Source organism: Micromonospora sp. KC213, from assembly GCF_004348325.1.
Taxonomy (GTDB): Bacteria; Actinomycetota; Actinomycetes; order Mycobacteriales; family Micromonosporaceae; genus Micromonospora.
Genome location: NZ_SMKF01000075.1, coordinates 1 through 26,176, shown reverse-complemented (window position 1 = coordinate 26,176; position 26,176 = coordinate 1). Strand labels below are relative to the sequence as shown.

Annotated in this window: 23 protein-coding genes and 2 tRNA genes; 12 read left to right on the top strand and 13 right to left on the bottom strand. The window is 70.0% G+C overall.

What is annotated here, in order from left to right:
- Positions 1-45: 45 nt before the first annotated feature.
- Positions 46-1,002 (bottom strand): hypothetical protein, encoded by a 957-nt coding sequence (locus tag E1166_RS16765; RefSeq protein ID WP_132339968.1) that lies wholly within the window; start codon positions 1,000-1,002, stop codon positions 46-48.
- A 566-nt stretch (positions 1,003-1,568) separates the two neighbouring features.
- Between E1166_RS16765 and E1166_RS16760 the strand changes: the two genes are divergently transcribed.
- Positions 1,569-2,012 carry a DUF6228 family protein gene (locus tag E1166_RS16760; protein ID WP_132339967.1) on the top strand — a complete coding sequence of 148 codons (444 nt, stop codon included), beginning with the start codon at positions 1,569-1,571 and terminating at the stop codon, positions 2,010-2,012.
- A 180-nt stretch (positions 2,013-2,192) separates the two neighbouring features.
- Here the strand turns inward: E1166_RS16760 and E1166_RS16755 are convergent, their stop codons facing one another.
- From E1166_RS16755 to rpmH, 8 genes are all read right to left on the bottom strand, one after another.
- Entirely contained in the window at positions 2,193-3,221 is a 1,029-nt protein-coding gene (locus tag E1166_RS16755) for a ParB/RepB/Spo0J family partition protein (RefSeq protein WP_132339965.1), read from the bottom strand.
- 27 nt (positions 3,222-3,248) lie between these two features.
- Positions 3,249-4,313, bottom strand: a complete 1,065-nt coding sequence (locus E1166_RS16750; protein WP_279433224.1) for a ParA family protein — start codon at positions 4,311-4,313, stop codon at positions 3,249-3,251.
- Positions 4,314-4,864: 551 nt separating this feature from the next.
- Positions 4,865-5,602 carry a 16S rRNA (guanine(527)-N(7))-methyltransferase RsmG gene (rsmG, locus tag E1166_RS16745; protein WP_243710386.1) on the bottom strand — a complete coding sequence of 246 codons (738 nt, stop codon included), beginning with the start codon at positions 5,600-5,602 and terminating at the stop codon, positions 4,865-4,867.
- A 62-nt stretch (positions 5,603-5,664) separates the two neighbouring features.
- Positions 5,665-6,246: a R3H domain-containing nucleic acid-binding protein gene (locus E1166_RS16740; RefSeq protein WP_132339961.1), complete on the bottom strand. Its 582-nt coding sequence runs from the start codon at positions 6,244-6,246 to the stop codon at positions 5,665-5,667.
- A 217-nt stretch (positions 6,247-6,463) separates the two neighbouring features.
- Positions 6,464-7,450: a membrane protein insertase YidC gene (yidC, locus tag E1166_RS16735; RefSeq protein ID WP_132339959.1), complete on the bottom strand. Its 987-nt coding sequence runs from the start codon at positions 7,448-7,450 to the stop codon at positions 6,464-6,466.
- Positions 7,451-7,690 carry a membrane protein insertion efficiency factor YidD gene (yidD, locus tag E1166_RS16730; protein WP_207914274.1) on the bottom strand — a complete coding sequence of 80 codons (240 nt, stop codon included), beginning with the start codon at positions 7,688-7,690 and terminating at the stop codon, positions 7,451-7,453.
- A gap of 44 nt (positions 7,691-7,734) precedes the next feature.
- Positions 7,735-8,148 (bottom strand): ribonuclease P protein component, encoded by a 414-nt coding sequence (gene rnpA / locus E1166_RS16725; protein WP_132264199.1) that lies wholly within the window; start codon positions 8,146-8,148, stop codon positions 7,735-7,737.
- Between the two features lie 35 nt (positions 8,149-8,183).
- Positions 8,184-8,321 (bottom strand): 50S ribosomal protein L34, encoded by a 138-nt coding sequence (gene rpmH / locus E1166_RS16720; protein WP_013736606.1) that lies wholly within the window; start codon positions 8,319-8,321, stop codon positions 8,184-8,186.
- A gap of 638 nt (positions 8,322-8,959) precedes the next feature.
- On the opposite strand from rpmH, the gene dnaA reads away from it, so the two are divergent.
- The 5 genes from dnaA to E1166_RS16695 all read left to right on the top strand — a co-directional run bounded on the left by dnaA (position 8,960) and on the right by E1166_RS16695 (position 15,513).
- A complete protein-coding gene (dnaA, locus tag E1166_RS16715; protein WP_132339955.1) occupies positions 8,960-10,774 on the top strand; it encodes a chromosomal replication initiator protein DnaA in 1,815 nt (604 codons plus the stop codon).
- 823 nt (positions 10,775-11,597) lie between these two features.
- Positions 11,598-12,731 (top strand): DNA polymerase III subunit beta, encoded by a 1,134-nt coding sequence (gene dnaN / locus E1166_RS16710; protein WP_132339953.1) that lies wholly within the window; start codon positions 11,598-11,600, stop codon positions 12,729-12,731.
- A 41-nt stretch (positions 12,732-12,772) separates the two neighbouring features.
- Positions 12,773-13,645 carry a phosphogluconate dehydrogenase (NAD(+)-dependent, decarboxylating) gene (gene gnd, locus E1166_RS16705; RefSeq protein ID WP_132339951.1) on the top strand — a complete coding sequence of 291 codons (873 nt, stop codon included), beginning with the start codon at positions 12,773-12,775 and terminating at the stop codon, positions 13,643-13,645.
- A 16-nt stretch (positions 13,646-13,661) separates the two neighbouring features.
- A complete protein-coding gene (gene recF, locus E1166_RS16700; RefSeq protein WP_132339950.1) occupies positions 13,662-14,795 on the top strand; it encodes a DNA replication/repair protein RecF in 1,134 nt (377 codons plus the stop codon).
- Between the two features lie 193 nt (positions 14,796-14,988).
- Positions 14,989-15,513 carry a DciA family protein gene (locus E1166_RS16695; RefSeq protein WP_243710384.1) on the top strand — a complete coding sequence of 175 codons (525 nt, stop codon included), beginning with the start codon at positions 14,989-14,991 and terminating at the stop codon, positions 15,511-15,513.
- 188 nt (positions 15,514-15,701) lie between these two features.
- On the opposite strand, the gene E1166_RS16690 is transcribed toward E1166_RS16695, so the two are convergent.
- On the bottom strand, positions 15,702-16,286 hold the full coding sequence (locus tag E1166_RS16690) for a hypothetical protein (protein ID WP_132339945.1): 585 nt from the start codon (positions 16,284-16,286) through the stop codon (positions 15,702-15,704).
- A 588-nt stretch (positions 16,287-16,874) separates the two neighbouring features.
- On the opposite strand from E1166_RS16690, the gene gyrB reads away from it, so the two are divergent.
- The 6 genes from gyrB to E1166_RS16660 all read left to right on the top strand — a co-directional run bounded on the left by gyrB (position 16,875) and on the right by E1166_RS16660 (position 23,037).
- A complete protein-coding gene (gene gyrB, locus E1166_RS16680; RefSeq protein WP_132339941.1) occupies positions 16,875-18,821 on the top strand; it encodes a DNA topoisomerase (ATP-hydrolyzing) subunit B in 1,947 nt (648 codons plus the stop codon).
- 128 nt (positions 18,822-18,949) lie between these two features.
- A complete protein-coding gene (gene gyrA, locus E1166_RS16675) occupies positions 18,950-21,472 on the top strand; it encodes a DNA gyrase subunit A (RefSeq protein WP_132339939.1) in 2,523 nt (840 codons plus the stop codon).
- Positions 21,473-21,475: 3 nt separating this feature from the next.
- On the top strand, positions 21,476-22,372 hold the full coding sequence (locus tag E1166_RS16670) for a DUF3566 domain-containing protein (RefSeq protein WP_132339937.1): 897 nt from the start codon (positions 21,476-21,478) through the stop codon (positions 22,370-22,372).
- A gap of 302 nt (positions 22,373-22,674) precedes the next feature.
- Positions 22,675-22,748, top strand: a tRNA-Ile gene (locus E1166_RS16665).
- A 44-nt stretch (positions 22,749-22,792) separates the two neighbouring features.
- Entirely contained in the window at positions 22,793-22,921 is a 129-nt protein-coding gene (locus E1166_RS32085) for a DLW-39 family protein (RefSeq protein ID WP_243704690.1), read from the top strand.
- 40 nt (positions 22,922-22,961) lie between these two features.
- Positions 22,962-23,037 (top strand) — tRNA-Ala (locus tag E1166_RS16660).
- 55 nt (positions 23,038-23,092) lie between these two features.
- Here E1166_RS16660 and E1166_RS16655 read toward each other — a convergent pair.
- The 3 genes from E1166_RS16655 to E1166_RS16645 all read right to left on the bottom strand — a co-directional run.
- On the bottom strand, positions 23,093-24,244 hold the full coding sequence (locus E1166_RS16655; protein WP_132339935.1) for a tyrosine-type recombinase/integrase: 1,152 nt from the start codon (positions 24,242-24,244) through the stop codon (positions 23,093-23,095).
- Positions 24,241-24,447: a helix-turn-helix domain-containing protein gene (locus E1166_RS16650; protein ID WP_132339933.1), complete on the bottom strand. Its 207-nt coding sequence runs from the start codon at positions 24,445-24,447 to the stop codon at positions 24,241-24,243. The genes E1166_RS16655 and E1166_RS16650 overlap by 4 nt, the downstream gene beginning before the upstream one ends.
- A partial coding sequence (locus E1166_RS16645; protein WP_243710383.1) for a replication initiator occupies positions 24,447-26,176 on the bottom strand: 1,730 nt, incomplete at its 5' end. The genes E1166_RS16645 and E1166_RS16650, both read right to left, overlap by 1 nt.

The window sequence follows — 26,176 nt, the reverse complement described above, 5'->3', positions numbered from 1 at the left end:
ACCCGGCCCGTCACCTCGTCGACGTAGTGGTGCAGTGCACGGTCGTCAGCCGGCCCGGGATCGCCGCTCGTCCGGCTTACCGGCGGCAGCGGTAGCCGGGTCATTGTCGTCGTCCGGTACGGCTGGCTGCGGTTGGTCATCACCGTCCCGCACGTGCGGCTGAGCCGGTTCGTCGCCGTTCTGCGCGTCCCCGGGGGCACCGGGTTCGTTGCTGGTCGTGGTGTCGCCGGTCGGGGCGGATTCGTCGGTGGTTGTGGTGACGCGGGGCTCGTCGGCGGAACCCGACGGTTCGGTGCTCTCGTCAGCGGCGACCTCGTCCTCCGCCACGGGCGTCTCCTGCTCGGACTCGATCACCGATACGGCCTCTTCCACGTCGACGTCGACCACCTCTCTACCCACCGACTCGGCGAGGCTGGAGGGGGCTTGCCATTGGATGCGCGGCGGCTCGGCGAGCGGACGGCCACCGAACTCGGCGAGCCAGGCGGCCACCATGGCCAGGTTCTCCCGCCACTGCGACTCGGAGATCGGCGGCAGAATCGAGTCCCACAGGGAGAGGAAGGTGCCACGCAGTTGGAGCCGCCCGTATGGCCGGGCCAGGAACCACATGTGCAGGTGCGCTGAACCATCCCCCCACCGGTTGACGTGCACCCGGGCGACACCGTCCAGCGACCGGATGGCGCGCTCCAGGCGTACGGTCATCACCCCCAACTCGGCGGCGAGCAGGTTGGGCAGGTCGCCGAGGTCGAGATGGGACCGGGATTCGAGGATCAGCACCATCGGGAGGCCGGTGGGGCGGTCCATGGCGCGGACCCGCCACCGCTCACCCACCCAGATGTATGTCTCGTCAGGGGCGTTGCAGGCGGTGCATTCCCGGTACCCCTCGCCCTTGCGGGGCGGTTCGACCGGCACCGGATCGTCGAGGGGCTTGATACGGAGGTCGCCTTCGAAGGGAAACGAAGGCCACTGGGTGAAGTCGGGAAGTGCGGGAGGGGTGTCGGGCACGACGCTGACCCTAGCCGAGTCGGTCACCCCCTGTCCCTACCCCGAACGGCACTGGTCACCGGTGCCCGCCCGTCGCCGTGGACGGAATCCGGGTGCTGGAGAGCAGTTGTCCACAGGCTGCTGGGTCGCCAGCACACCCCGTCATCCACAGCTCAGCGTGCTGCGGGACAGCGTGTTTCACGTGAAACGGAGCCTGCCTGTGGAAAACCTCTGTGGATAACTCACGCCTCATCCACAGCCCGCGCGCCGGCTCCTTTCCTTACAACGAGCGAGCGCCCGGACGGCTGCTTCTCGGCCGGAAATCGGCGGCAGCTCTCCCGAAACATCCCTACTGATTCGTCAACGGGCTGACCCCGACGCCGTGGCCGAGCAACTGCCGCAGCCAGGTGGACGACCGCCCGTCGGCCGGCTGGGCGGGCGACGCGCCGGTCACGTCCGCCTGAGTCGGGTTTCACGTGGAACCAACCGAGCCGTTGCGGGCCGCGTTTCACGTGAAACCAGTCTTGACGGTCGAGGCGTACCCGGCGGCGCGACAATCCCGGCCAGCGGGCCTACCCTGACCGACAATGAGCGAGTCCTTCGTCCTCCAGTCGGGTAGTGGTTCGCGCTGGGTGCTCTATCCGCCGCAGGATCCGTATGGCGACGGCTACGTGCTCGCCCTGCCCACCGAGCTGCACGGGGATGGCATGACCGCAACCGCCGTGGTCGAAATCGACGGGATATTCGTCAACCCGCAGACAGTCCGACTGTCCGAGTTCTTCACGAGGCTGGCCGCCGGCTGGCGCGGCTGGGACGGCGTACGCCACTGGACCTCCGCGCGGGGACAGCTCACCATCGAAGCGACGCACGACGGGTTCGGGCGCGTGTCGCTCGCGGTCACCCTGCGGGCGGCGGAGATCGCACCGTCGTTCGCGCCGTGGTCCGCCACTCTGCTGTTCGGCGTCGAGGCGGACCGAGAGCTGGGACCTCTCGCCCTGCGGCTCTCCCAGTTCCTCGAAACCGAACCCTGAGCCGCCTCCCTGCCGCCCCCTTCCTGGCACCGCCGTCCGCTACACCGCAGCCACTGCACCCGCACTCGCCAAGTCAGCCGCACGAAGGCACCGGAACGACCCGGACGACACCTGCCATCGAGCCGAAATCGGCCGTGCCTCCCGGATGGAGGCACGGCCGATCGAGCCGACGCGGAGAAGTCAGTCCTCTCCGGGCTCTGCCTCCTGACCGACGCCGATGATGCCGACGATGCGTTCCAGGTCGTCGACCGTGGCAAACTCAATGGTGATCTTTCCCTTGCTCCGGCCGATGTCCACCTTCACCCGGGTGTCGAACCGGTCGGAGAGACGGTCGGCCAGATCGGTGAGTGCGGGCGCCACCGGCTTGGGCCGCCGCTTTGCCGCCGGTGCCTTCGTCGTGCCGTCGGAGAGGGCGAGCGCCACGATCTCCTCGGTCGCACGTACGGAGAGTCCTTCGGCGACGATACGGAGGGCGAGCTGTTCCTGCGCCTCCGGCTCGTCGAGGCTCAGCAGTGCCCGGGCGTGGCCGGCGGAGAGCACCCCGGCGGCGACCCGTCGCTGCACCTGGGGCGGAAGGTTCAGCAGGCGGATGGTGTTCGAGATCTGGGGCCGGCTACGGCCGATCCGCCGGGCCAGGTCCTCGTGGGTGGCACCGAACTCCTCCAGCAGTTGCTGGTAGGCGGCCGCCTCCTCCAGCGGGTTGAGGTTGGCACGGTGGATGTTCTCCAGGAGCGCGTCGCGGAGCATCGCGTCGTCCTTGGTGTCCCGGACGATCGCCGGGATGCTCTCCCGGCCCACCGCCTGGGCCGCCCGCCATCGGCGCTCGCCCATGACGAGCTCGTACTTGTCGGCGTCGAGGGCCCGCACGACGATCGGCTGGAGAAAACCGACCTCCTGGATCGAGGTCTTCAGCTCCTCCAGGGCCTCCTCGTCGAAGACCTGCCGTGGCTGCTTCGGGTTGGGCATGATCGCGTCGACCGGGATCTCGGCGAAGCGTGCCCCCGGCACCGGGCTCAACTGCGACTCGGGCTGCGGGGTGACCGCCGGCGTCGCCGGAGCAGCGAGCGCCTCGGCGGATGCCGCTGGCGCAGTGCGGGTCGGATCCGGCTCGGGAGCGGTGGCGACCGCGCCGGGCGCAGCCGGCGCCGGCCCGGTCGGGATCAGTGCCCCGAGTCCTCGCCCCAGACCGCCACGGGGTCGGTTCTTCATGCGACGCCTCCCAGCGACTTGTCCGCACTACGCATTCCGGCTCACCGGCTCCTTGACACCACGCTCGGCGATCTCTTGGGCGGCCTCGAAGTAGCTCGTGGCACCCCGCGACCCCGGATCGTAGGTCATCACCGACTGCCCGTAGCTCGGTGCCTCCGAGACGCGGACGTTGCGCGGGATGACCGCCTGGAGCACCTTGTCGCCGAAGTGGTTGCGGACGTCCTGCTCCACGGCGTCGGCCAGCCGGGTACGGCGGTCGTACATGGTGAGCAGGATCGTGGAGACCTCCAGCATCGGGTTGAGGTGCTGGCGGACCAGGTTGATGTTGTTGATGAGCTGGTTCAGCCCTTCCAGGGCGTAGTACTCGCACTGGATGGGGATCAGCACCTCCTGGGCCGCCACCAACGCGTTGACCGTGAGCAGGCCGAGCGACGGCGGGCAGTCGATGAAGACGTAGTCGAAGTGCCCCGGGTAGGCGGCAATGGCCCGAGCCAGCCGGGACTCCCGGGCGACGACCGAGACCAGCTCGATCTCGGCACCGGCGAGGTCGATGGTGGCCGGCACGCAGTAGAGGTTGGGGATGCCCTCGACCTCCTGGGCCACCTCCTCCAGCGGCACGCTGTTGATCAGGCAGTCGTAGACGTCCGGCACCCCCGTGTGGTGCGGGACGTTCAAGCCGGTCGACGCGTTGCCCTGCGGGTCGAGGTCGACCACGAGAACCCGGTTTCCGTGCAGGGCGAGCGCCACCGCCAGGTTGACCGTGGTCGTGGTCTTCCCCACGCCGCCCTTCTGGTTCGCGACGCACATCACCCGCGTCCGCTCGGGACGAGGCATGGTCACCTCGCCACTGGGGTTAAGGATCTGCACGGCGCGCATCGCCTCCATAGCCAACGGTGGGTCATCCTCTTCGCGCGTCGGGGTTTCACGTGAAACGTACGCGGCGGCGGGCGCGGGGTCCGCGACCACCCCGGTGGCCGGGCCCGGCGTGTCGACGACGGCGGGCGGGTTATCCGATCCGGCACCCGGATGCGACTGCTGCGGGACGAGCGGTGGGACGCTTGCGCCGACCTGGATCTCGAACCGGGTGGGCACACCGGCGTTGCGGCGCACCGGGGCGGCGCGTCCGGTTACGACGTTCGCCGGCCGACCGTCGCCCTCCGCCGTGGCGGGCGGCGGCACGTACGACCGGGGGGCGGGTCGGGCCGCGCCGACCGCTGGCGGAACACGGCGTAGCGCCTGGTCCCGCTCAGGCGGGCCGACGGATCCGGATTGACCGTCGGCGGGCCAGGAAACCTGCTCGGTTTCACGTGAAACATGGTCCGCGCCGGGAGGAAGTCCCTCGGGGCGGTTCACCCGTGGATCGTCGTACCTGCCGTCGTCATGCACCTGTCATCCCTGCCCGCTCCGGATGGTCGGTCCGCACCCCGCCTACCGGGCCGCACGCCGCACTCGCGCCGCGGAGCGTACGGCCCAGCGGGAGCGGTCGGGATCCGGTGCGCCCGGTGCCCGCCCGCTCCACACTATCGACGCGCGGCCAGCCTACGGGGGACAGGCGCGGCGGGTCCATCTCGGATCTCCGGCCGGGCGGGGTACCGCCACGCCCTGACCGGGTGCCGGAAGCACTCCGAAGCCAGATCCATCGATCAGCCGGACCGCTTACGGCCGCCCCGCGACCGCTTCGGGGCTTTCTGCGCCGCCGGCGGACGGACGACCCGCTCACGGACGACCTCAACGACGGTGGTCGGCGGGTCGATCACCCCGACCCCACAGTGGTGCAACTCCGGCTCGCCGCCGCCGAGCCGGGCCACCGTGGCGGCGTGCTCGGCGATCTCGTCGGCGGCGGACGACCCCTTCAGAGCAAGCAGCCGCCCACCCGGCGTGGCCAGCGGCAGGCACCACCCGGCGAGCCGATCCAGCGGTGCGACCGCCCGAGCGGTGACGACGTCGGCGCTCAACGGGCCGAGCCCGGTTCCGCTCGCGGCCGCCTCGTCGGCCCGGCCCCGGAACACCCGCACCGTCCGCGCCAACCCCAGCCGCTGGACCGTCTCCACCAGGAATGAGGTACGCCGGGCGAGCGGCTCGACCAGGGTTACCTCAAGGTCAGGGCGGGCGATGGCCAGCACCACACCGGGCAGCCCCGCCCCCGACCCGACGTCGATGACGCTGGCGCCCTCGGGGATGCGCTCGGCCACCGCGGCGCAGTTGAGCAGGTGCCGGTCCCAGATCCGGGGTGCCTCCCGAGGCCCGATCAAGCCACGGATCACCCCATCGGTGGCGAGCAGCTCCGCATAAGCGGCGGCCAGGTCGAGCCGGTCGCGGAAGAGCGTCGCGGCGGCGGGAGCCAGCTCCGCCGGGAGGACGGCGTCGGCCGGCGAGGACAGGGCACCGGCGGCCGGCGGCCCGGACGGCGTGGCACCCGTCGTGGCGTCGTGAGTCACCCGGGTCAGTCCGCCGGCCGGACGATGATGCGGCGGTTGGGCTCGACACCCTCGGACTCGCTCGCCACGCCGCTGATCGCGTTGACCACGTCGTGCACGCACTTGCGCTCGAAGGCGGACATCGGCTCCAGGCGGACCGGCTCGCCGTGCTCCTTGACCTTCTCCACGGCGTTGCGGGCCACCGCGGCGAGTTCCTTGCGCCGGGTGGCCCGGTAGCCGCCGATGTCGAGCAGCAGGCGGCTGGGGCTACCGGTCTGCCGAAACACCGCGAGCCGGGCCAGCTCCTGAAGGGCCTCCAGGGTGGCGCCCCGCTGACCGACCAGGTTCTGCAGCCGGCCGCCGACCACCTCGACGACCGGACGTCCGGCAGAGACCAGCTCGTCGATGTCACCGTCGTAGTCGAGGATGTCGAGCAGGCCCTCGATGTAGTCGGCGGCGATCTCGCTCTGCGCAAACAGGTCGCTCTCGCTGGCGGCCTTCTTCGGCGTGCCCGTCTCCGTCTCGGTGGGCTCCTCGTCGCCGGGGACGGTGGCCCGGGTCTCCTCATCCACGGACTGTTCGGCGCTGGGGATGCTGGTGTCGGTCACGGTCTCATCTCCGTACTCGCTCGGACGGACCGTCGGGTCCGCTGGTTTCCGGTGGGCACCGGCAGGAGATGGCCGGTGCCCACCGGCACGTCTGTACGGGCGGTTTCGCCCGTGACCGCGCGGCGCGCGGCGGTTCCGGCCCGGCGCCGGCCGTACGGCGGCTGCACGGTTGCCGGAGGGCCGCCGTACCGGTGGTTCCGGCGGCGGCCCAGGAGGGTCAGCCCTGCCGCTTGGCCGGCCGGCCACCCTTCTTCGGGTTCGTCGGCTTCGCGCCCGGCTTCGGCCCGGCGATCTTCGGCGTGGCCGGCGCGGCGGGAGTCGAGGCGGGCTTGTTCCGGTTGAGGAAGCCACCGGTCTTGGCCGGCTGCACCGGGTTGCGGGCGGTGGTGGTGCCCGGCTTGGTGTTGGTCACCAGGGGCGGGAACTTCCGCAGCACCCACTGCTGCTGGCCGAGGGTGAAGAGGTTGTTGGTGACCCAGTAGATGATCACACCGATCGGGAAGATCGCGCCGGAGACCAGCAGCGACAGGGGGATGCCGTAGAGCATCAGTCGCTGGATCATCCGCTGCTGCGGGTCCTCCGCCCAACCCGTCTTCAGGATCATCTGGCGGCTGGTGAGATAGGTGGTGCCCATCATGACCAGGACCAGGATGCCAGCGATGATCTTGACGGTGGTGCCGTTGGCGCCGAGCCGGGCCAGCTCCTCGGCGGTGGAGCCGAACTTGCCGGCGATCGGGGCGGTGAAGATCTTGGCGGTCGCCGCGCTGTCGAACTGGTCGACCGTCCAGCCGTAGAGGGTCTTGTTGGACTTGGCCGGGTCGAGCCGACGCAGCACGTGGAAGAGCCCGAGGAAGACCGGGATCTGAAGGAACATCGGAAGGCAGCCCATCAGCGGGTTGGCCTTTTCCTTCCGATAGAGCTCCATCATCTCCTTCTGGAGCGTCTCCCGGTCACCCTTGTGCTTCTCCTGCAGCTCCTTGACCCTGGGCTGGAGCGCCTGCATGGCCCGCTGCGACTTGATCTGCTTGACGAAGACCGGGAACAGGATCACCCGGACGGTGACCACCAGGAAGACGATGGCCAGGATCCAGGACCAGTTCGTGCCGATCACCGCACCGGCCGACACCCCGATGGCGTCCCAGGCCGAATGCCAGGTCAGCAGGATCCACGAGATTGCATAGTAGATCCAGTCGAGACTAAACACTCAGGCTCCAGTCACGTCGGCACGGCGGCGGTCGCCCGGCTCCGGCACCGGGTCATGTCCGCCGGGGTGAAAAGGATGGCAGCGCAACAACCGCCGGACCGTCAGCCCGGTTCCCCGGAACGCACCGTGCCGGGCCACCGCCTCAAGGGCGTACGCACTGCACGACGGGTGGAACCGACAGCGGGCCGGCAGCGCCGGGCTTACCCAACGACGGTACGCGACGATCGGCCCGCTCAGCACCCGGGCACCCAGGCTGGCCGGCCGCGGCCCGGCGGATCCGCCGCTCACCGCGACCGCCGCTCGCGGGGCCTCCGCGCAGCGTCGACCGCCGCGTCCAGGTCGGCCCCCAGCCGGGCGTACGACACCTCGGCCGCGGCGGGCAGGGCACGCACCACCAGGGTGCTGCCCGCCGGCAGGGCGGCCAGCCGTTCGCGGACCAGATGCCGCAGCCGGCGGCGGACCTTGTTGCGGACCACAGCGGGGCCCACCGCCTTGGACACGACAAAGCCGGCGCGGGTCGGCGCGGAGGTCAACTCCGCACCGGCGCCCCGCGCCGGCTTCATCGAGATCGTCGCGGCGGGTTCAGGGGTCGGCAGAGTCAGGTGTACGACGACGGCACCACGTCCGGCGCGTCGACCACCCCGGACCGCTGCGGCGAAGTCGGTACTGCGCCGCAGTCGCTGTGCGGCCGCCAGCACGACTGCCCACGTCCCCCGGAACGGGCCCGGTCGGCTCAGGCCGACAGGCGGGCGCGGCCCTTGGCGCGGCGGGTCGAGATGATGGCGCGGCCGGCACGGGTGCGCATGCGCAGCCGGAAGCCGTGGGTCTTCGCGCGCCGGCGGTTGTTCGGCTGGTAGGTGCGCTTGCTCACGTCAGGCTCTCCGTTTTCGTACGTCCACGGCGCGGGATCGCCGGGGTCGTGTGGTGGTCCAAGGCCACCTCGGCGGGTGGCCTCCGATCGGTGCTGCCCGGCGACACTGGACCTCGGCGGCGCGAGAACCCGCTCGCGGACAGCAAGCACCCATCACCCTAGCAGAGGGCGACAGAGCAGCCGCTCCAGCCTACGCAGGTCAGCAATGACCGTCAAAACCCTGGCAGCAGCGACACGAGCTGCGCGACAGGCGACCGAACCGGTGTTTTTCACTCATGCCGACAACCGGCATCTGACGACGGCGGTTGATGGTGCCCCGTCGTCGCTGTTACCGTGCGCGATTGCGGTCAGCGTCGGGGGCTTGCGTCGCCACCGATGGGCAAGACCGGACAGGGCAGTGAATCGTTCGGCACGGTGAACCCGCTTCAACGCCCATCGACACCAGGGGGCCACGGTCCGACCCGCGTCCGGCGGGCGGCACAATCGTCGGTACACACAGGCTGTGGATAACTTGTGGATGCCGGCCGGTGAGCCGCCCGGCGGGTGAGAAACCACCCGCTCGAATGCGGTGGCGGGCCCGGAACGGCCGACTGGACCACAGCGGCGGCCGGGAGCAGAGGCGAGGGGGTGGCACGACGGTGGCCGGTACGACCGACCTCGCCGCGGTGTGGACTGCGGCGACCGACGAACTCGCCGACGAGATCATCTCCGCACAGCAGCGCGCCTACCTGCGGCTGACCCGGCTGCGGGCGATCGTCGAGGACACCGCCCTGCTCTCCGTCCCGGACGCCTTCACCCGGGACGTGATCGAGTCCCGGCTGCGACCGGCGATCACCGAGGCGCTGACCCGCCGGCTGGGCCGCCCCATCCAGGTCGCGGTCACCGTCCGCGTGGCCGAGGACGCCTCCGGCCGTCCCGCCGGCACCGTCTACCGCAGCGCCCCCGACGCCGAACCGGAGACGCCCGGGGACGGCCACGTCGGGCCGGCACTCTTCCCCGACCTGCCGGGCGGTTTTCCGCAGCCACCCCAACCCGGGTCCGGCTTCTCCGAGGCGTACCACGACGGGTCGGTGCCGCCGGAGCAGCCGACCGACCCGGGCGAGCCTCCCCCGCACCGGATCCCGGCCAGTCGCGACGGCGGGCAGGAGTCGCTGTTCGGGGCGGGCTTCACCGAGTCGATGCGGGTGAACCAGCCCACACCCGAACAGCGGGGCTTCGACGAGCGCCCCGCGCCGAACCCGCACGGTGTCGACGGGCGGGGGTTCGAGCCGGCGTACCGCAGCGAGGCCCGGCCGCCACGCGACCCGCACGGTCCCCGCGGCCTTCCCCGCGACGGAGGTACCGACAGCGGGCCCGGCCGGTCCGCGGTGGACCACCGTCCCGGCGGCCCGGCCGACCGACGCCCCGGGGGCGCGGAGAGCGGCGGCAACCGCCTCAACCCCAAGTACATGTTCGAGACGTTCGTCATCGGCTCGTCCAACCGGTTCGCCCACGCGGCGAGCGTCGCGGTGGCCGAGTCACCGGCGAAGGCGTACAACCCGCTGTTCATCTACGGCAGTTCCGGGCTCGGCAAGACCCACCTGCTGCACGCCATCGGGCACTACGCCACCACGCTCGGCAACGCCCGCTCGGTCCGGTACGTCTCGACCGAGGAGTTCACCAACGACTTCATCAACTCGCTGCGCGACGACAAGACCAGCGCGTTCCAGCGCCGCTACCGCGACGTCGACATCCTGCTGATCGACGACATCCAGTTCCTGGAGAACCGCGAGCGGACGCAGGAGGAGTTCTTCCACACCTTCAACACCCTGCACAACGCCAACAAGCAGATCGTGATCACCTCCGACCGGTCGCCGAAGCAGCTGGCGACGCTGGAGGACCGGCTGCGGACCCGGTTCGAGTGGGGCCTGCTCGCCGACATCCAGCCGCCGGACCTGGAGACCCGCATCGCCATCCTGCAGAAGAAAGCCGCCCAGGAGCGGCTGTACGCCCCACCGGACGTGCTGGAGTTCATCGCCTCCCGGGTGTCGAACTCGATCCGGGAACTGGAGGGGGCACTGATCCGGGTCACCGCCTTCGCCAGCCTCACCCGGTCGAACGTCGAGCTGTCGCTGGCCGAGGAGGTGCTGCGCGACTTCATCCCGGACGGCGCCGGCCCGGAGATCACCGCGGACCAGATCATGGTCTCCACCGCCGACTACTTCGGGGTGAGCCTGGAGGACCTGCGCGGCCACTCCCGCTCCCGGGTGCTGGTCAACGCCCGCCAGGTCGCCATGTACCTCTGTCGCGAGCTGACCGACCTGTCGCTGCCCCGCATCGGGCAGGCGTTCGGCGGCCGGGACCACACCACCGTGATGCACGCCGACCGCAAGATCCGCCAACAGATGGCCGAGCGCCGCTCGCTGTACAACCAGATCGCCGAGCTGACCAACCGGATCAAGCAGAACACCTGAGCGACAGGTCACGGCGCGGCGTCAGACGCCCGCCGACCTGAAGTCGTCGTCGCGTACGCCACGTCGCCCGTACCCTCCAACGCCCGGCCGGCACCGTCGGTCGGGCGTTTTCGTGCCTGTGGACAGGTGTGCGTTGACCCTCGACCCGCTGGAGGGCCCAGAATCGGCGTCATGCTTGTCCACAGGTCGGCACGGTTGTCCACACCCCCTGTTCCACAGGCGGTGGAAAACCACGCTGGGTTCGGAGTCAGTTACCCACAGATTGTGGATAAACCCTGGGGACAGAGCTGTGGACACCTGGGGACGACCGGAGTGTTGTCCACCGTCGACGGCCGGCCTGTGGGCGTCCTGTGGAAGATTCTGGGGACGACGGCGGGGATCGCCGTCGTCGCTGTCCACAACGCTGGGGAGAAACCCGGTGGATAACCGGTGGATAACCGGTGGACGACGGTGGACAACGGCGGGGACGGCGGGGCCTGTGGACCGCGCAGGCGGTTTACCCCCCGGTTCTCCACAGCGAACCCACCGGTGGATAACCTGTCTGAGCTGGGCAGACGCGGGTTCTCCACAGTTTGCACAGGTGCGATGAAGACGATGAGGTTTTTCTTCTGAACAACAAAAACCAATCATCACCGTTGGACTTCCTGTGGATCGGGTCGGAACGCTGCCGTCGGCAGCCGCCCCGGCACCCGAATCTCCGGGGTCGGGCGCACAGCCGATGTCCGCGCGCCCTAAGGTGCGATGGGTACCCGCACGGTCGGGCGGGACGGTGAGCAGCGGTCGGCATGAGAGAGTTGTCGCTGACGTCGACGCGGAGGCATTGATGAAGTTCCGAGTGGAGCGCGACGCGCTCGCCGAAGCGGTGGCGTGGACCGCGAAGAGCCTGCCCAACCGGCCGTCCGTACCGGTGCTCGCCGGGGTGATGCTCCGGGTCACCGACGGCAACCTGCAGGTCTCCGGCTTCGACTACGAGGTCTCCAGCCAGGTCACCGTCGAGGTGCAGGGAGACGCCGACGGTGCCGCCCTGGTCTCCGGTCGGCTGCTCGCCGAGATCACCAAGGCGCTGCCGGCCAAACCGGTCGACATCGCCGCCGTCGGGGCCCACCTGGAGCTGGTCTGCGGCAGCGCCCGGTTCACCCTGCCCACCATGCCGGTGGAGGACTACCCCACCCTGCCGGAGATGCCGGAGAGCACCGGCACCGTCGACGCGGCCGCCTTCGCCGCCGCGGTCGCCCAGGTCGCCGTCGCCGCCGGCCGGGACGAGACGCTGCCGATGATGACCGGCGTCCGCCTCGAACTCACCGGCGGCACCCTTGCCATGCTCGCCACCGACCGGTATCGCCTCGCCCTGCGCGAGATGGACTGGCATCCGGACGATCCGGACATCAGCCTCAACGCCCTGGTCCCGGCGCGCACGCTGCACGACACCGCCAAGGCACTCGGCCCGCTCGGCGGGCAGGTCACCCTGGCGCTCTCCCAGGGCTCCGCCGGCGAGGGCATGATCGGGTTCGCCGGGGGCACCCGGCGCACCACCAGTCGGCTGCTCGACGGCGCCAACTACCCGCCGGTGCGCTCCCTCTTTCCAGCCAGCCACAACGCCGAGGCCCGGGTGCCGGTCAGCACGCTGACCGAGGTGGTCAAGCGCGTCGCGCTGGTCGCCGAGCGGACCACACCGGTGCTGCTGAGCTTCAGCTCCGACGGCCTGGTGGTCGAGGCCGGCGGCACCGAGGAGGCGCGGGCCAGCGAGGCGATGGAGGCCACCTTCACCGGCGAGCCGCTGACCATCGGCTTCAACCCGCAGTACCTCATCGACGGTCTGGCCAACCTGGGGGCACAGTTCGCACTGCTGAGGTTCGTCGACGCCTTCAAGCCCGCGGTGATTTCCCCCGCAGGCGAGGATGGCGAGGTCATTCCGGGGTACCGGTACCTCATCATGCCGATCCGCGTGTCCCGCTGACCGGCACCCCGCAGGACCAGACGTACGGAGGGTAGGAGCAGATGCAGCTCGGCCTGGTAGGACTCGGCCGGATGGGCGGCAACATGCGCGAGCGGTTGCGCGCGGCCGGGCACGAGGTGGTCGGTTACGACCGCAACCCGGAGCTGAGCGACGCCGCGAGCCTGGCCGACCTCGCCGGGAAGCTGGAAGCCCCCCGTGCGGTCTGGGTGATGGTGCCCGCCGCCGTCACCGACGCCACCGTCGACGAACTGGCCGAGGCACTGACCGAGGGCGACATCATCATCGATGGCGGCAACTCGCGCTACACCAACGACGCACCCCGCGCCGAACGCCTCGCCGAGCGCGGAATCGGCTATCTCGACGTGGGTGTCTCCGGCGGCGTGTGGGGCCGGCAGAACGGCTACGGCCTGATGGTCGGCGGCGCACCGGAGCACGTCGAGCGGCTGATGCCGGTCTTCGAGGCGCTCAAGCCGGCCGGCGAGTACGGCTTTGTGCATGCCGGCCCGGTCGGTGCCGGCCACTACGCCAAGATGGTGCACAACGGCATCGAGTACGGCCTGATGCACGCCTACGCGGAGGGCTACGAACTGCTCTCCGCCGCCGAAATGGTGACGAACGTACCCGGGGTGATCAAGTCCTGGCGGGACGGCACCGTGGTCCAGTCCTGGCTGCTCGACCTGCTGGACCGGGCCCTCGACGAGGACCCGGAGCTGGCCGAGCTGAGCGGCTACACCGAGGACACCGGCGAGGGCCGCTGGACGGTCGACGAGGCGGTCCGGCTCGCCGTGCCGCTGAACGTCATCAGCGCCGCGCTGTTCGCCCGGTTCGCCTCCCGGCAGGACGACTCGCCCGCGATGAAGGCCGTCTCCGCGCTGCGCCAGCAGTTCGGCGGGCACGCCGTCCACAAGCGCTGACCGGCATCCACCGCCTGTGTACGTCCGCCGGCTCGAACTGGTCGACTTCCGCTCGTACGAACGGGTCGACGTGGACCTGGAGCCGGGCCCGAACGTTCTGATCGGCGCCAACGGCGTCGGCAAGACCAACCTGATCGAGGCGCTGGGCTACGTGGCGACCCTGGACTCGCACCGGGTCGCCACCGACGCTCCGCTGGTGCGGGTCGGCGCCTCCTCGGCGGTGATCCGCTGCGCCGTGGTGCACGAGGGCCGGGAACTCCTGGTCGAGCTGGAGATCGTTCCCGGCCGGGCCAATCGGGCACGGCTCGGGCGATCGCCGGCCCGCCGGGCCCGGGACGTGGTGGGCGCGCTGCGGCTGGTGCTCTTCGCCCCGGAGGACCTGGAGCTCGTCCGGGGTGATCCGGCGGAGCGCCGTCGCTACCTGGACGACCTGCTGGTGCTCCGGCAACCCCGGTACGCCGGGGTGCGCGCCGACTACGAGCGGGTGGTCAAGCAGCGCAATGCCCTGCTGCGGACGGCGTACCTGGCCCGCAAGACGGGCGGCTCACGGGGCGGGGATCTGTCCACCCTCGCCGTCTGGGACACCCATCTCGCCCACCACGGCGCGGAGTTGCTGGCCGGGCGGCTGGAACTGGTCTCCGCGCTGGCCCCACACGTCACCAAGGCGTACGACGCGGTGGCGGCCGGTCGGGGCGCGGCCGGCATCGCGTACCGGCCGTCGGTGGAGCTGCCGGAGCAGACCGTCAGCCGGGCCGCGCTGGCCGAGGCCCTGACCGCAGCCCTGGCCGAGTCCCGGTCGGCCGAGATCGAACGGGGCACCACCCTGGTCGGCCCGCACCGCGACGAGCTCACCCTCACTCTCGGCGCACTGCCCGCCAGGGGGTACGCCAGCCACGGCGAGTCCTGGTCGTTCGCGTTGGCGCTGCGGCTGGCCGGGTACGACCTGCTGCGCGCCGACGGCATCGAGCCGGTGCTGGTCCTGGACGACGTCTTCGCCGAGCTGGACGCGGGCCGGCGCCAGCGACTGGCGGAACTGGTCGGCGGGGCGGGTCAGCTCCTGGTCACCTGCGCGGTCGACAACGACGTGCCGGCGGCCCTGCGGGGCATCCGGTACGTGGTGGGCGAGGGGACGGTACGACGTGTCGAGTGACCCGGAACGCGAGGGAGAAGGCGAGACACCGGCCCGCCGGACCGGTCACCGGCCGGTTTTGGACGGTGCCGGGTCGGGTCGGGTCGGCACCGGCCAACCAGGTCCGGTGGAGGCCGCCGGGTCGGGGCCGCCCGGGGCTCGCCCGCCGGGTCGTCGGGGCGAGGGTGAGTCGGCGGAGCCGAGCGAGGCCGCCGTGGCAGGCCAGACGGCCGGCGGCGGATCCGGGCCGCAGCTCGCCCGGGCGGTGTTGGACGCGGCCCGGGCTCGACGGGAGGCGGCGGCGAAGACCCGCCGGCGCAGCGTGGTCTCCGGGGACGGCGGGGAACGGCGGCTGCGTGGCTACTCCGGGCCGGGGCCGGACCCTCGCGACCCGCAGCCGCTCGGTGCGGTGCTGGAGCGGCTGATGAAGGCGCGTGGCTGGCATCAACCGGCTGCCGAGGCGACCGTCTTCGGCGCCTGGGAGAAGGTCGTCGGTCCGGAGATCGCCCAGCACAGCCGCCCGGTGAAGCTGGAGGACGGCGAGCTGACCGTGGAGGCCCGCTCGACCGCCTGGGCCACCCAGCTACGGCTGCTCGCCAAATCGCTGCTCAAGCGGATCGCCGGTGAGGTGGGCCACAACGTGGTTCGCAAGCTGCACATCCACGGCCCTGCCGCACCGTCCTGGTCCCGCGGTCCGCGCCGGGTCCGCGGCCGAGGCCCCCGCGACACCTACGGCTGATCCCCGCTGCCTGCTGCCGCCCGCGCCGACTGCGGCATCTCGGGCTGTCGACGGCGGAGGACACCCGAACCTGGCGCAACCGGAGTAAATCAAGCAGGCCGCGCTGGGCTGTGCGGCACAGCGAGCGGTCCGCGCTACCGGCGCGGCTGTCCCGGTCAGCTGCGCGGGCCGACGTATCCGCCCGGATGCTACGGCTGGGTGGCGGGACGCCGACCGGGCTCGGCATCGGCGTAGACGGCGAAGCCCCGATCCGCGCAGCGCCGGTAGAAGGCGGCCAGCACACCCAGCTCGGCGCAGGTGAAGTCCCACTGCGGCGGGTCGCCGCTCTCGTCGCGCAGCCGGTCCAGCCGGGCGTCCAGCCAGCGGAGTTGCTGCTCGGCCAGGCGGCCGTCGGCCAGCAGCGAGCGGAGCACGTCGCTGACCGACTCGAAGGTCACCGCCTCGCCGTGCGGGCGGTGCTGCGCGATGAACCGCTCCACCCCGCCGGCGATCCAGGAGCAGCCGTCCGGGTCGATCACCGGATCCTCGTCCTCGGCGGCGGCTTCGGTGGCGTAGAGCACATTCTCCAAGCCGAGGATCAGGTCCACCAGTTCCGTGTACGCGGTGGCCCGGACGGTACCGGTCTTGGCGATGTGTTCGGCGAGCGCCGCGGTGGGCGCGGAGATCCGGGGGATGTCCACGATCTCGCCGAAATCGACGAACTCGGCCGGCGCGACCGGGTCGTAGAAGCGGCCGGTCCGCGGCCAGTGCACCGCGACGTTGTCCAGCCCCATCTGGCGTCACCCCTTGAGCACGTGTCGGATCGATCGGGTCAATCGTCCCGGTTGCGGATGGCAAAGATCAAGACGAGTGGCGGCGGTGCCGCAAAGGTACGGTACGGCCACGCTGCGCGCTACCGTCGACCGGCCGTCCCGTGACGGATCCACCCGGGGCACCGGCGAAGATCGGCGAAGCTCCTCGGGACGCCACCAGGGAAGACCGGCAACGATTCCCCGGCGATGCCGCCGAAGATCGGCCCCTGGCGCGTAGGGGGAGTCGCGGGCAGCGCGGTTCGGCCGGCTACGGGGGTCTCAGACGCCGCGCAGGGGTGCCGAGTGGCGTCTTCGTCGGTTGCGCACAGTAGGATTGGGGGCGAGACGAAGACCCGGCACGGAGCGACGGGCACGGGCCCCGGCGGCCCTTGATCAAAGTCCTGTGTCGGGTCTAGCCGATCGCGATCCGCGGGCAACCGCGGCGACCGGCGCACACGTTCCGTGACCTGGCGTCCTCGGGGGCCGGTTTGTGCGCCGACGTCGCGTGCTGCCCGCCGAACCCGCGCCCCCGCGCCCTGTGGCGTGGCCGGTGCGAGAAAGTGGCCGAGGGTGGCAGCGCAGGACAAGCAGGATTACGGCGCCGAGTCGATCACCGTCCTCGAAGGGCTGGAGGCGGTCCGCAAGCGGCCCGGTATGTACATCGGGTCGACTGGCGAGCGCGGTCTGCACCACCTCGTGCAGGAGGTCGTGGACAACGCCGTGGACGAGGCGATGGCCGGCCACTGCGACACGATCGACGTGGTGCTGCTCGCCGACGGCGGCGTCCGGGTCACCGACAACGGTCGTGGCTTCCCGGTCGACCTGCACCCGAAGCTCAAGAAGCCCGGTGTCGAGGTCGCGCTCACCGTGCTGCACGCCGGCGGCAAGTTCGACGGCAAGGCGTACGCGGTCTCCGGCGGTCTGCACGGCGTCGGCGTCTCCGTGGTGAACGCCCTCTCCACCAGGATGGCGGTGGAGATCCACAAGTCGGGCTTCGTCTGGCGGCAGCAGTACACCAACTCGAAGCCCAACCCGCTGGAGAAGGGCGAGGCGACCGACCGGACCGGCTCGGCGGTCTCCTTCTGGCCCGACCCGGACATCTTCGAGACCGTCAACTTCGACTTCCAGACCATCTACCGCCGGCTGCAGGAGATGGCCTTCCTCAACCGCGGCCTCACCATCCACCTGCTCGACGAGCGGGTCCCGGAGGGCGAGGAAGGCAAGCTCCGCGAGGTCACCTTCCTCTACGAGGACGGCATCGCCGACTTCGTTCGGCACCTCAACGCCTCGAAGACCCCGATCCACAAGACGGTGGTCCAGTTCGGCGCCGAGGAGGAGGGCATGGCGGTCGAGATCGCCATGCAGTGGAACGAGTCCTACGGCGAGTCGGTCTACACCTTCGCCAACACGATCAACACCCACGAGGGCGGCACCCACGAGGAGGGCTTCCGGGCCGCGTTGACCAGCGTGGTCAACCGGTACGGCGCGGAGAAGAAACTGCTCAAGGGAGACGAGAAGCTCTCCGGCGAGGACATCCGCGAGGGCCTGGCGGCGATCATCTCGGTCAAGCTGACCAACCCGCAGTTCGAGGGCCAGACCAAGACCAAGCTCGGCAACACCCCGGTGAAGAGCTTCGTGCAGCGGGTCTGCAACGAGTGGCTGGTGGACTGGCTCGACCGGAATCCGGCCGAGGCGAAGATCATTATTCAGAAGGCATCCCAGGCGGCCCGGGCCCGCATCGCCGCCCAGCAGGCGCGCAAGCTCGCCCGCCGCAAGTCGCTGCTGGAGTCCGGTTCGATGCCGGGCAAGCTGGCCGACTGTCAGTCCACCGACCCGCGCGAGTCCGAGGTCTTCATCGTCGAGGGCGACTCGGCTGGCGGCTCGGCCAAGCAGGGGCGCGATCCGCGTACCCAGGCGATTCTGCCGATCCGCGGCAAGATCCTGAACGTGGAGAAGGCCCGGATCGACCGGGTGCTCAAGAACAACGAGGTCCAGGCGTTGATCACCGCCCTGGGCACCGGTATCCACGACGACTTCGACATCGAGAAGCTGCGGTACCACAAGATCGTGCTGATGGCCGACGCCGACGTCGACGGCCAGCACATCCAGACGCTGCTGCTCACTCTGCTGTTCCGCTTCATGCGGCCGCTGGTCGAGTTGGGCCACGTCTACCTGGCTGCCCCACCGCTTTACAAGATCAAGTGGAACAAGAAGGGCGACGACGCCCAGTACGCGTACTCGGACCGGGAGCGGGACGGGCTGATCGCGCTGCGTCAGCAGAAGAAGCCCAACGCCAAGCCGGACGACATCCAGCGGTTCAAGGGTCTCGGCGAGATGAACTACCCCGAGCTGTGGGAGACCACGATGAACCCGGCCACCCGCACCCTGCGTCAGGTCACGCTCGACGACGCGGCAACCGCCGACGAGCTGTTCAGCGTACTGATGGGTGAGGACGTGGAGGCCCGCCGCTCCTTCATCCAGCGCAACGCCAAGGACGTGCGCTTCCTGGACATCTGACCGGCTCGGGTGGTCGGCCGGCAGCCACCGGCCGACCTGCGGGTCCACAGAGTTATCCACAGCTTGGCCGGTTTCCACAGCCGTTATCCACAGCACAAAAACGACTCTGAGTCTGATAAGGGTTAACAGTGACCGATACTCCCGAGTCCATCCCGAACGAGCCGGAGACCCCGGAGGTAGCCGCCGCCGTCGTCGCGCAGCACGACCGGATCGAGCCGGTCGGCCTCGAGGTCGAGATGCAGCGCTCGTACCTCGACTACGCGATGAGCGTCATCGTCGGGCGGGCGCTGCCGGACGTCCGGGACGGGCTCAAGCCGGTCCACCGCAAGATCCTCTACGCCATGTTCGACTCCGGCTACCGGCCGGACCGCGGCTACGTGAAGTGCTCCCGGGTCGTCGGTGACGTGATGGGTCAGTTCCATCCGCACGGTGACTCGCCGATCTACGACGCGCTGGTCCGGATGGCGCAGCCCTGGTCGCTGCGCTATCCGCTGGTCGACGGCAACGGCAACTTCGGCTCGCCCGGCAACGATCCGGCCGCCGCCATGCGGTACACCGAGTGCAAGCTCGACCCGCTGGCCATGGAGATGATGCGGGATATCGACGAGGACACCGTCGATATGCAGGACAACTACGACGGCCGGGCCAAGGAGCCCACCATCCTGCCGGCCCGCATCCCCAACCTGCTGATCAACGGTTCCGAGGGCATCGCGGTCGGCATGGCCACCAAGATCCCGCCGCACAACCTGCGGGAGATCGGCGCGGCCGTGCAGTGGTGCCTGGAGCACCCGGAGGCCGACGAGGCCACCACGCTGGAAGCGCTGCTGGAGATCGTCAAGGGCCCCGACTTCCCCACCTACGGCCTGATCGTCGGCCAGGCCGGTATCCAGGACGCGTACCGGACCGGCCGTGGCTCGGTCCGGATGCGTGCCGTGGTCGAGGTCGAGGAGGACAAGCGTGGCCGCCCCGCCCTCGTGGTGAGCGAGCTGCCGTACCAGGTCAACCCGGACAACCTGGCCGAGCGGATCGCCGAGCTGATCAAGGAGGGCAAGCTCGCCGGCATCGCCGACATCCGCGACGAGTCCTCCGGCCGTACCGGCATGCGGATCGTGCTCGTGCTCAAGCGCGACGCGGTCGCCAAGGTGGTGCTGAACAACCTCTACAAGCACACCCAGCTTCAGGAGACCTTCGGCGCCAACATGCTGGCGCTGGTCGACGGGGTGCCGCGCACCCTCAACCTGGCCCAGTTCATCCGCTACTACGTCGAGCACCAGATCGAGGTGATCCGCCGGCGGACGGCTTTCCGGCTGCGTAAGGCGGAGGAGCGGGCGCACATCCTGCGTGGTCTGGCCAAGGCGTTGGACGCGCTGGACGACGTGATCGCGCTGATCCGGCGTTCGCCGACCGTCGACGACGCCCGGCAGGGCCTGATCCGGCTGCTGGACATCGACGAGGTCCAGGCCACCGCGATCCTGGACATGCAGCTGCGGCGGCTGGCGGCCCTGGAGCGGCAGCGGATCCTGGACGACCTGGCGAAGCTGGAAGTGGAAATCGCCGACCTCAAGGACATCCTCGCCAAGCCTGAGCGGCAGCGGCGGATCGTCTCGGAGGAGTTGGGCGAGATCGTCGCCAAGTGGGGCGACGAGCGGCGGACGAAGATCGTGCCGTTCGACGGCGAGGTCTCGATGGAGGACCTGATCGCCCGGGAGGACGTGGTGGTCACCATCACCCGCACCGGGTACGCCAAGCGCACCAAGGCCGACCTCTACCGCTCGCAGCGGCGTGGCGGCAAGGGCGTCAGCGGGGCCACGTTGCGGCAGGACGACATCGTCAGCCACTTCTTCGTCTGCTCGACGCACGACTGGATCCTGTTCTTCACCAACAAGGGGCGGGTCTACCGGGCCAAGGCGTACGAGTTGCCGGAGGCCAGTAGGGTGGCCAAGGGCCAGCACGTGGCCAATCTGCTCGCGTTCCAACCGGACGAGCAGATCGCGCAGATCATCGAGATCCCGAACTACCAGGTGGCCCCCTACCTGGTGCTGGCCACGAAGAACGGCCTGGTGAAGAAGACGCGGCTTGAGGAGTTCGACTCCAACCGGTCCGGCGGCATCATCGCGATCAACCTGCGCGATGAGGACGAACTGGTTGGTGCCGCCCTCGTCGCACCCTCCGACGATCTGCTGATGGTCTCGAAAAACGCTCAGGCGATCCGGTTCAACGCCAGCGACGAGGCGCTGCGGCCGATGGGGCGGGCCACCACGGGCGTGATCGGCATGCGATTCTCCGATGACGACGTCCTGCTCGCCATGGAGGTGGTCCGGGAGGGTATGGACGTTCTGGTAGCCACGAACGGGGGATATGCGAAACGTACCCCGATCGAGGAATACCCGGTCCAGGGCCGGGGAGGTAAGGGCGTGCTGACTGCGAAGATCACCGAGCGACGCGGTGGTCTGGTCGGCGCGGTCGTGATCGACCCGGAGGACGAGTTGTTCGCCATCACCAGCAACGGTGGCGTCATCCGGACTCCGGTGAAGCCTGTACGCCGTACGCGTGACCGGAACACAATGGGGGTCAAGCTGATGGACCTCCCGGACGGCGTGACTATCGTGGCGATTGCTCGCAATGCCGACGAGCCTGACGAACAGGACTAGTTGATGACGGAGACACAGGCGAAGTCGGGGAACAAGGGGACCTCGGCCACCCCGGTCGACGAGGAGGCCGCGAAGAGCGGCACCACCGCGGCCGGCCGCGCGGCCGTGGGTCGGGCGACCGTCCCCGCCGACGCGCCTGCCCCGAAGTTCACCCGGGCCCCGGGTATGGCCCCGCCGCCGGAGAAGCCAGGCGACGACACGCCGGCGAGCGAGAGGTCCGAGACATCGGACGTGGAGGCGCCGACCTCCGCCGCTATACCGGTGGTCACGTCGAGCACGTCGAGCAACGCCACACAGCCGATCAAGGTGGGTGCCGCCGCGTCGCCGTCGGGGACCGGCACCCAACCCAAGGTCGGCGGCGCGGGCAAGCCGTCGCCGTCGCCGTCGCCGGACGGTACCCGGGCGACCGGCACCGGCCGTCCCGCGAGTGGGGGCGGCCTGCCACCGGGGGTCGCCAATTCGGCGGCGGTCGGGGCCGCGCGGGTGGGTGACGCGGTACGCGCCGCGCGTACCTCGGTCAGCTCGGCTGCCTCGCGCGGGCCGCGCCGGGCCCGGCTGAACCTCAAGCGGATCGACCCGTGGTCGGTGATGAAGTTCGCGTTCGCTGTCTCCATCGTGCTGTTCATCGTGGTTGTGGTCGCCACCTCGGTGCTCTACCTGGCCCTGGACGCCATGGGGGTATTCAAGAGTGTCAATGAGAGTCTGACCGATCTGGTCAACGCGAGCGGGAACTCCGGCGGCTTCCAGATCACCGCCAAGGGGGTGATCCTCAGTTCGGCGTTGATCGGCTTGGTCAACGTCGTCCTGTTCACCGCGCTCGCCACGCTCGGCGCGTTCGTCTACAACGTCTGTGCCGACCTGGTCGGCGGGATCGAGTTGACCCTCGCCGAGCGCGACTGATGCCGTCTCGACGCCGGGGTGCCGCACCAGCGGCGCCCCGGCGTCGAGCTGTCCACCCGACGCTTCAGTCGTCCTGTCCGGGCCTTGATCGACTTCGTTGCCGCGTATTGCGTTCTGTGGTTGCCCGGACACCCCCACAGGCCGCATCAACAGTCGATCTACCCGGGCCGCACCGAACACGCGCGGGGGAAACGGGTCGCCGCCGACGAGCGCCGCGAGTACGGTCGAGTAGGCGCGAGCGCCACGGCCACCCCGATTTGGGGTCGGACCGGGCGATGGGTTAACCTTGCTCGTCGCCACGCGGGGCTATAGCTCAGTCGGTTAGAGCGCAGAGCTGATAACTCTGAGGTCGCTGGTTCGATTCCAGCTAGCCCCACCGCACACCCGTTCCGACGGTAGTCGAGCGCGAAGGGGCGCCCCATGTTCAAGAAGCTTCTGATCCTGGCCGGCGTCGTCGCCGTGGCTGCCGTCGTCGCTCAGAAGGTCAAGGCGTCCAACGACGAGCGTGCCCTCTGGCACGAGGCGACCACCGCGCCCGACCTGCGCTGACCGCTCGTCGTAGCCAGCACCAGGCGGCCCGACCGCCCTGGGGGCCCTAGCTCAACTGGCAGAGCACTGCCTTTGCAAGGCAGGGGTTAGGGGTTCGAGTCCCCTGGGCTCCACCAGCACTTTCACCGGTTGATCTCGGCCCCGAGTACAGCCATTCGTACAGCCAAGCGGTCACGCCGTCCCCTCCTCGCCAAGAATCCGGTCGATGGCCGAGGCAGCCTGACGAGCCCGCGCCGGCAGGACGTGCCCGTAGGTGTCAGCCGTCATCCGAATCGTGGAGTGCCCGAGCAGTTCCATCACCGTGCGCAGTTCCTCGCCCTGGTCGAGGAGGAACGTGGCGAACGCGTGCCGCAGGTCGTGCAGGTGTAGCCAGTCCAGCCCGGCCGCCGCGCGGAGCTGCTCGAAGCGCCGGTTGACGTTCCGCGGTTCCATCGCGGTACCGATGGTGCTGGCGAAGACCAGACCGTGATCCGACCACACCTCACCAGCGGCAAGCCGTTCCTTAGCTTGACGCACCCGCTGCGCCTCCAACGCCCGGACAGCCAGAGCCGACAACGGCAGCGGACGACTCGACCGGTGCGTCTTCGGCGGCACGAACTCCAACCCGCGATCCGTTCGCTGAAGCGTCTGTCGAACGAACAGAGCCTTCCCCGCCAGGTCGACATCCGACCACCGCAGGCCCAACAACTCAGCCCGTCGCAGACCGGTCGCCAGTGCCAGGACGAACAGCGATTCCAGCCGGTCACCGGTCAGCACCGACAGCAGAGTCTTGGCTTCCTCGGGAGTCAGAGCACGTCGCTCCGTCCGGCCGAGAGCCGGCGGCTTGGCCGCTTTGGCGACGTTGCGCGGCACCAGGTCCATCCGCTCAGCGTCGGCCAGGGCGACACGCAGCACGGCGTGAACCTTGATGATGCTGGCCGGCGCCAGCTTGTCCCGCAGCCCCGTGAGGAACCGCTGTACATCCCGAGGCGTCAGCCGATCGAGCTTCACCCGACCCAGACCCGGCACGAGGTGCTTGCTCACGGCCAGGCGGTAGCGGACCAGCGTTGACGGCCGGGTGCCATCGTGCGCCTTCACGTCCCGCAGCCACTCAGTCAACCAGGCTTCCAGCGTCCGGGGCTGGGCGGTGAGGTCGACGCCGAGCTGAAGTTGCCGCCGCAGCTCGTCCCGCTTCCGGACCGCCTCAGCCTCGCTCTTGGCGTAGACGTACTTGCGCTTCCGCTTCCCGTCGATCCAACCGAGGTCGATCACCGCAGCCCACACGCCAGGCCGCTGCTCGTACACCGAGCCCTCACCATGAGCACGACGACGCCGGCCGGTCATGCCGCGAACTCCTCATCCGCCGACAGGAACTCATCGATCGCGGCCAGCGGGATCAAGCGAGCCCGTCCCGCCTTGATCGAACGGAGCCGGCCGGAGCGCATCAGGACGTAGACGGTGTCCCGGCAGACCCCGAGCAGGGCAGCGGCTTCAGCGGGCCGGACGCTCTTGGGCACGGCCACGCGCAGTTGGTTGGCGTTGGTCATCAGGCACGTCCTTCCTGGCCGGTGAGGTCGGGGTCGGTCAGCGTCGCGGCGCCCTGTGCGGCTTTGTCGCGAGCGGCGAGGAGTGCGGCTTTCCACTGCGCGCGTTGCGAGAGGGCGCGTAGGAGTCGGTGTTGCAGGGGTGGGACGTCGGCGTCTTCGGGCCGGGCGAGTTCCCAGGCGTAGGCGGGTGGGTCGTCTTGGTCGACGGGGTCGGCATCGTTGGCGCCGGTGGTGACGCCGAGGAGGTTGCGGACCCAGGCGCGGGCGTCGGCGCGGTGGTCGGCGAGAGTCTTGCCGGACCAGTCACGCGAGACGAGGATGCGGCGACCGCCGATGCCGAGGGTGGCGCGCTGGTGCACCTTGCCCTTGCAGCGGCCTGCCTGGAGGCGGCCGTGTGCCTTCTTCGGCTGGATTCCGTAGAGCAGCCAGTTGGCGCAGCGGTCGTTGCACGGCGTGACCCGTAGTTGGTGCCAGAGCCGGTCGAGGTGATCGCGCTGCCGGTCGGTGTCGGTCTTGTGGCAGTCGGCGGCGGACTTGGTGATGTACTTCGTGATGTAGCCGATCGTGCGTTGGGCGTGGACGGTGCCGGGGGTGACGCCCTCGGCGCGGACCTGGACGCCGAAGCGGACCACATGCGCTGGTTCGGCATCGGGGTTGGAGTCGATGGCGTCCAGGGCGTCAGCCCATGTGGTGAGTGGTTCGCGGGTGTCGGGGTCGACCCACTCGGCGCGGTCTCCGTCCCAGACCGGGAGCCGGTCGAGGGAGTACACGGGTTCGTCGGCAGCAGGCCACCAGACTTGGTGGTAGGTGGCGGCAGCGACCTGCCGCAGCACCGCCCGGGGGATTGTGCCGCGGATCGCGAAGTGCGCGTGGGGCGCCAACCGGCGTTGAGGCTCGACGCAGCCGGCGTACTGCACATTCCACCCGACACACCGCCTGAGGTTCTGCCAGAACCGGTCCAGCAGCCGGGCGAAGTGCACCGCGTCCCAGGCCGCCCGCCGGTAGTCGTAGGTGTCCGGGTTGACGGGTGTGCCGTCGGGCAGGACACGGCCGTAGGAGTCGAGGGTGAGCGTCAGCCACATCGACGGACGGTGTTGGGTGCCGTCGGGGGCGGTGTAGACCTTCCCGACGGTGCGGGGTTCGACCTTCTTGCGCGGCAGGTCGGGTGCATCTTGGCGGCGGCGGGTGGACCGCTTGCGGCGCCCACCGGGGTTGTCGTCTTCGTTGCCGTCATGAGGCGGGGCGACCTGCCCGCGCAGGCCCTCGGCGGCGATGGCTTCTTCAACCTCAGTGATGGCCTGGTCGATGGCGGGTACCTGGTCGAACTGGGCGGCGCGTTGGGCGTCGTCGCGAGCGAATTCCAGGTGTGCCCGCAGCAGGATCAGCTCTCGCTGCGCCTCGGTGGCTGGCTCTGGTGCGGGGGCGGGTTCGTCGGTGCGGTGCCATCCCTCGCGGATCTGGGTCTGCCGCAGGCGGCGGGCACGTTTCGCGCAGGGTGGGCACTTGTCGTCCCGGGTGGACCCGCAGGGCAGGTCGATGACCTCGGTCTGACCGGTGTGCAGGTCGGTGCGGCGCAGGGTGACCGGGTGCAGGCACACGCCGTACTCCGCGGCCATTTCCTTGAGCACCTGCCGGGACATCGGCAGCGCCATCCGGGCAGCACGGGAACCGGCCGCCGGCGAGTCGACAGCAGCCGGAACGACGGCGGCGGGCGGTGGGGTGTCGGGGG

What these genes read in the sequence shown, in the direction of transcription:
- E1166_RS16655 (WP_132339935.1), bottom strand. Translation starts at nt 24,244, where the DNA reads ATGACCGGCCGGCGTCGTCGTGCTCATGGTGAGGGCTCGGTGTACGAG.
- E1166_RS16760 (WP_132339967.1), top strand. Translation starts at nt 1,569, where the DNA reads ATGAGCGAGTCCTTCGTCCTCCAGTCGGGTAGTGGTTCGCGCTGGGTG.
- dnaN (WP_132339953.1), top strand. Translation starts at nt 11,598, where the DNA reads ATGAAGTTCCGAGTGGAGCGCGACGCGCTCGCCGAAGCGGTGGCGTGG.
- E1166_RS32085 (WP_243704690.1), top strand. Translation starts at nt 22,793, where the DNA reads ATGTTCAAGAAGCTTCTGATCCTGGCCGGCGTCGTCGCCGTGGCTGCC.
- E1166_RS16650 (WP_132339933.1), bottom strand. Translation starts at nt 24,447, where the DNA reads ATGACCAACGCCAACCAACTGCGCGTGGCCGTGCCCAAGAGCGTCCGG.
- gnd (WP_132339951.1), top strand. Translation starts at nt 12,773, where the DNA reads ATGCAGCTCGGCCTGGTAGGACTCGGCCGGATGGGCGGCAACATGCGC.
- E1166_RS16755 (WP_132339965.1), bottom strand. Translation starts at nt 3,221, where the DNA reads ATGAAGAACCGACCCCGTGGCGGTCTGGGGCGAGGACTCGGGGCACTG.
- E1166_RS16690 (WP_132339945.1), bottom strand. Translation starts at nt 16,286, where the DNA reads ATGGGGCTGGACAACGTCGCGGTGCACTGGCCGCGGACCGGCCGCTTC.
- E1166_RS16670 (WP_132339937.1), top strand. Translation starts at nt 21,476, where the DNA reads ATGACGGAGACACAGGCGAAGTCGGGGAACAAGGGGACCTCGGCCACC.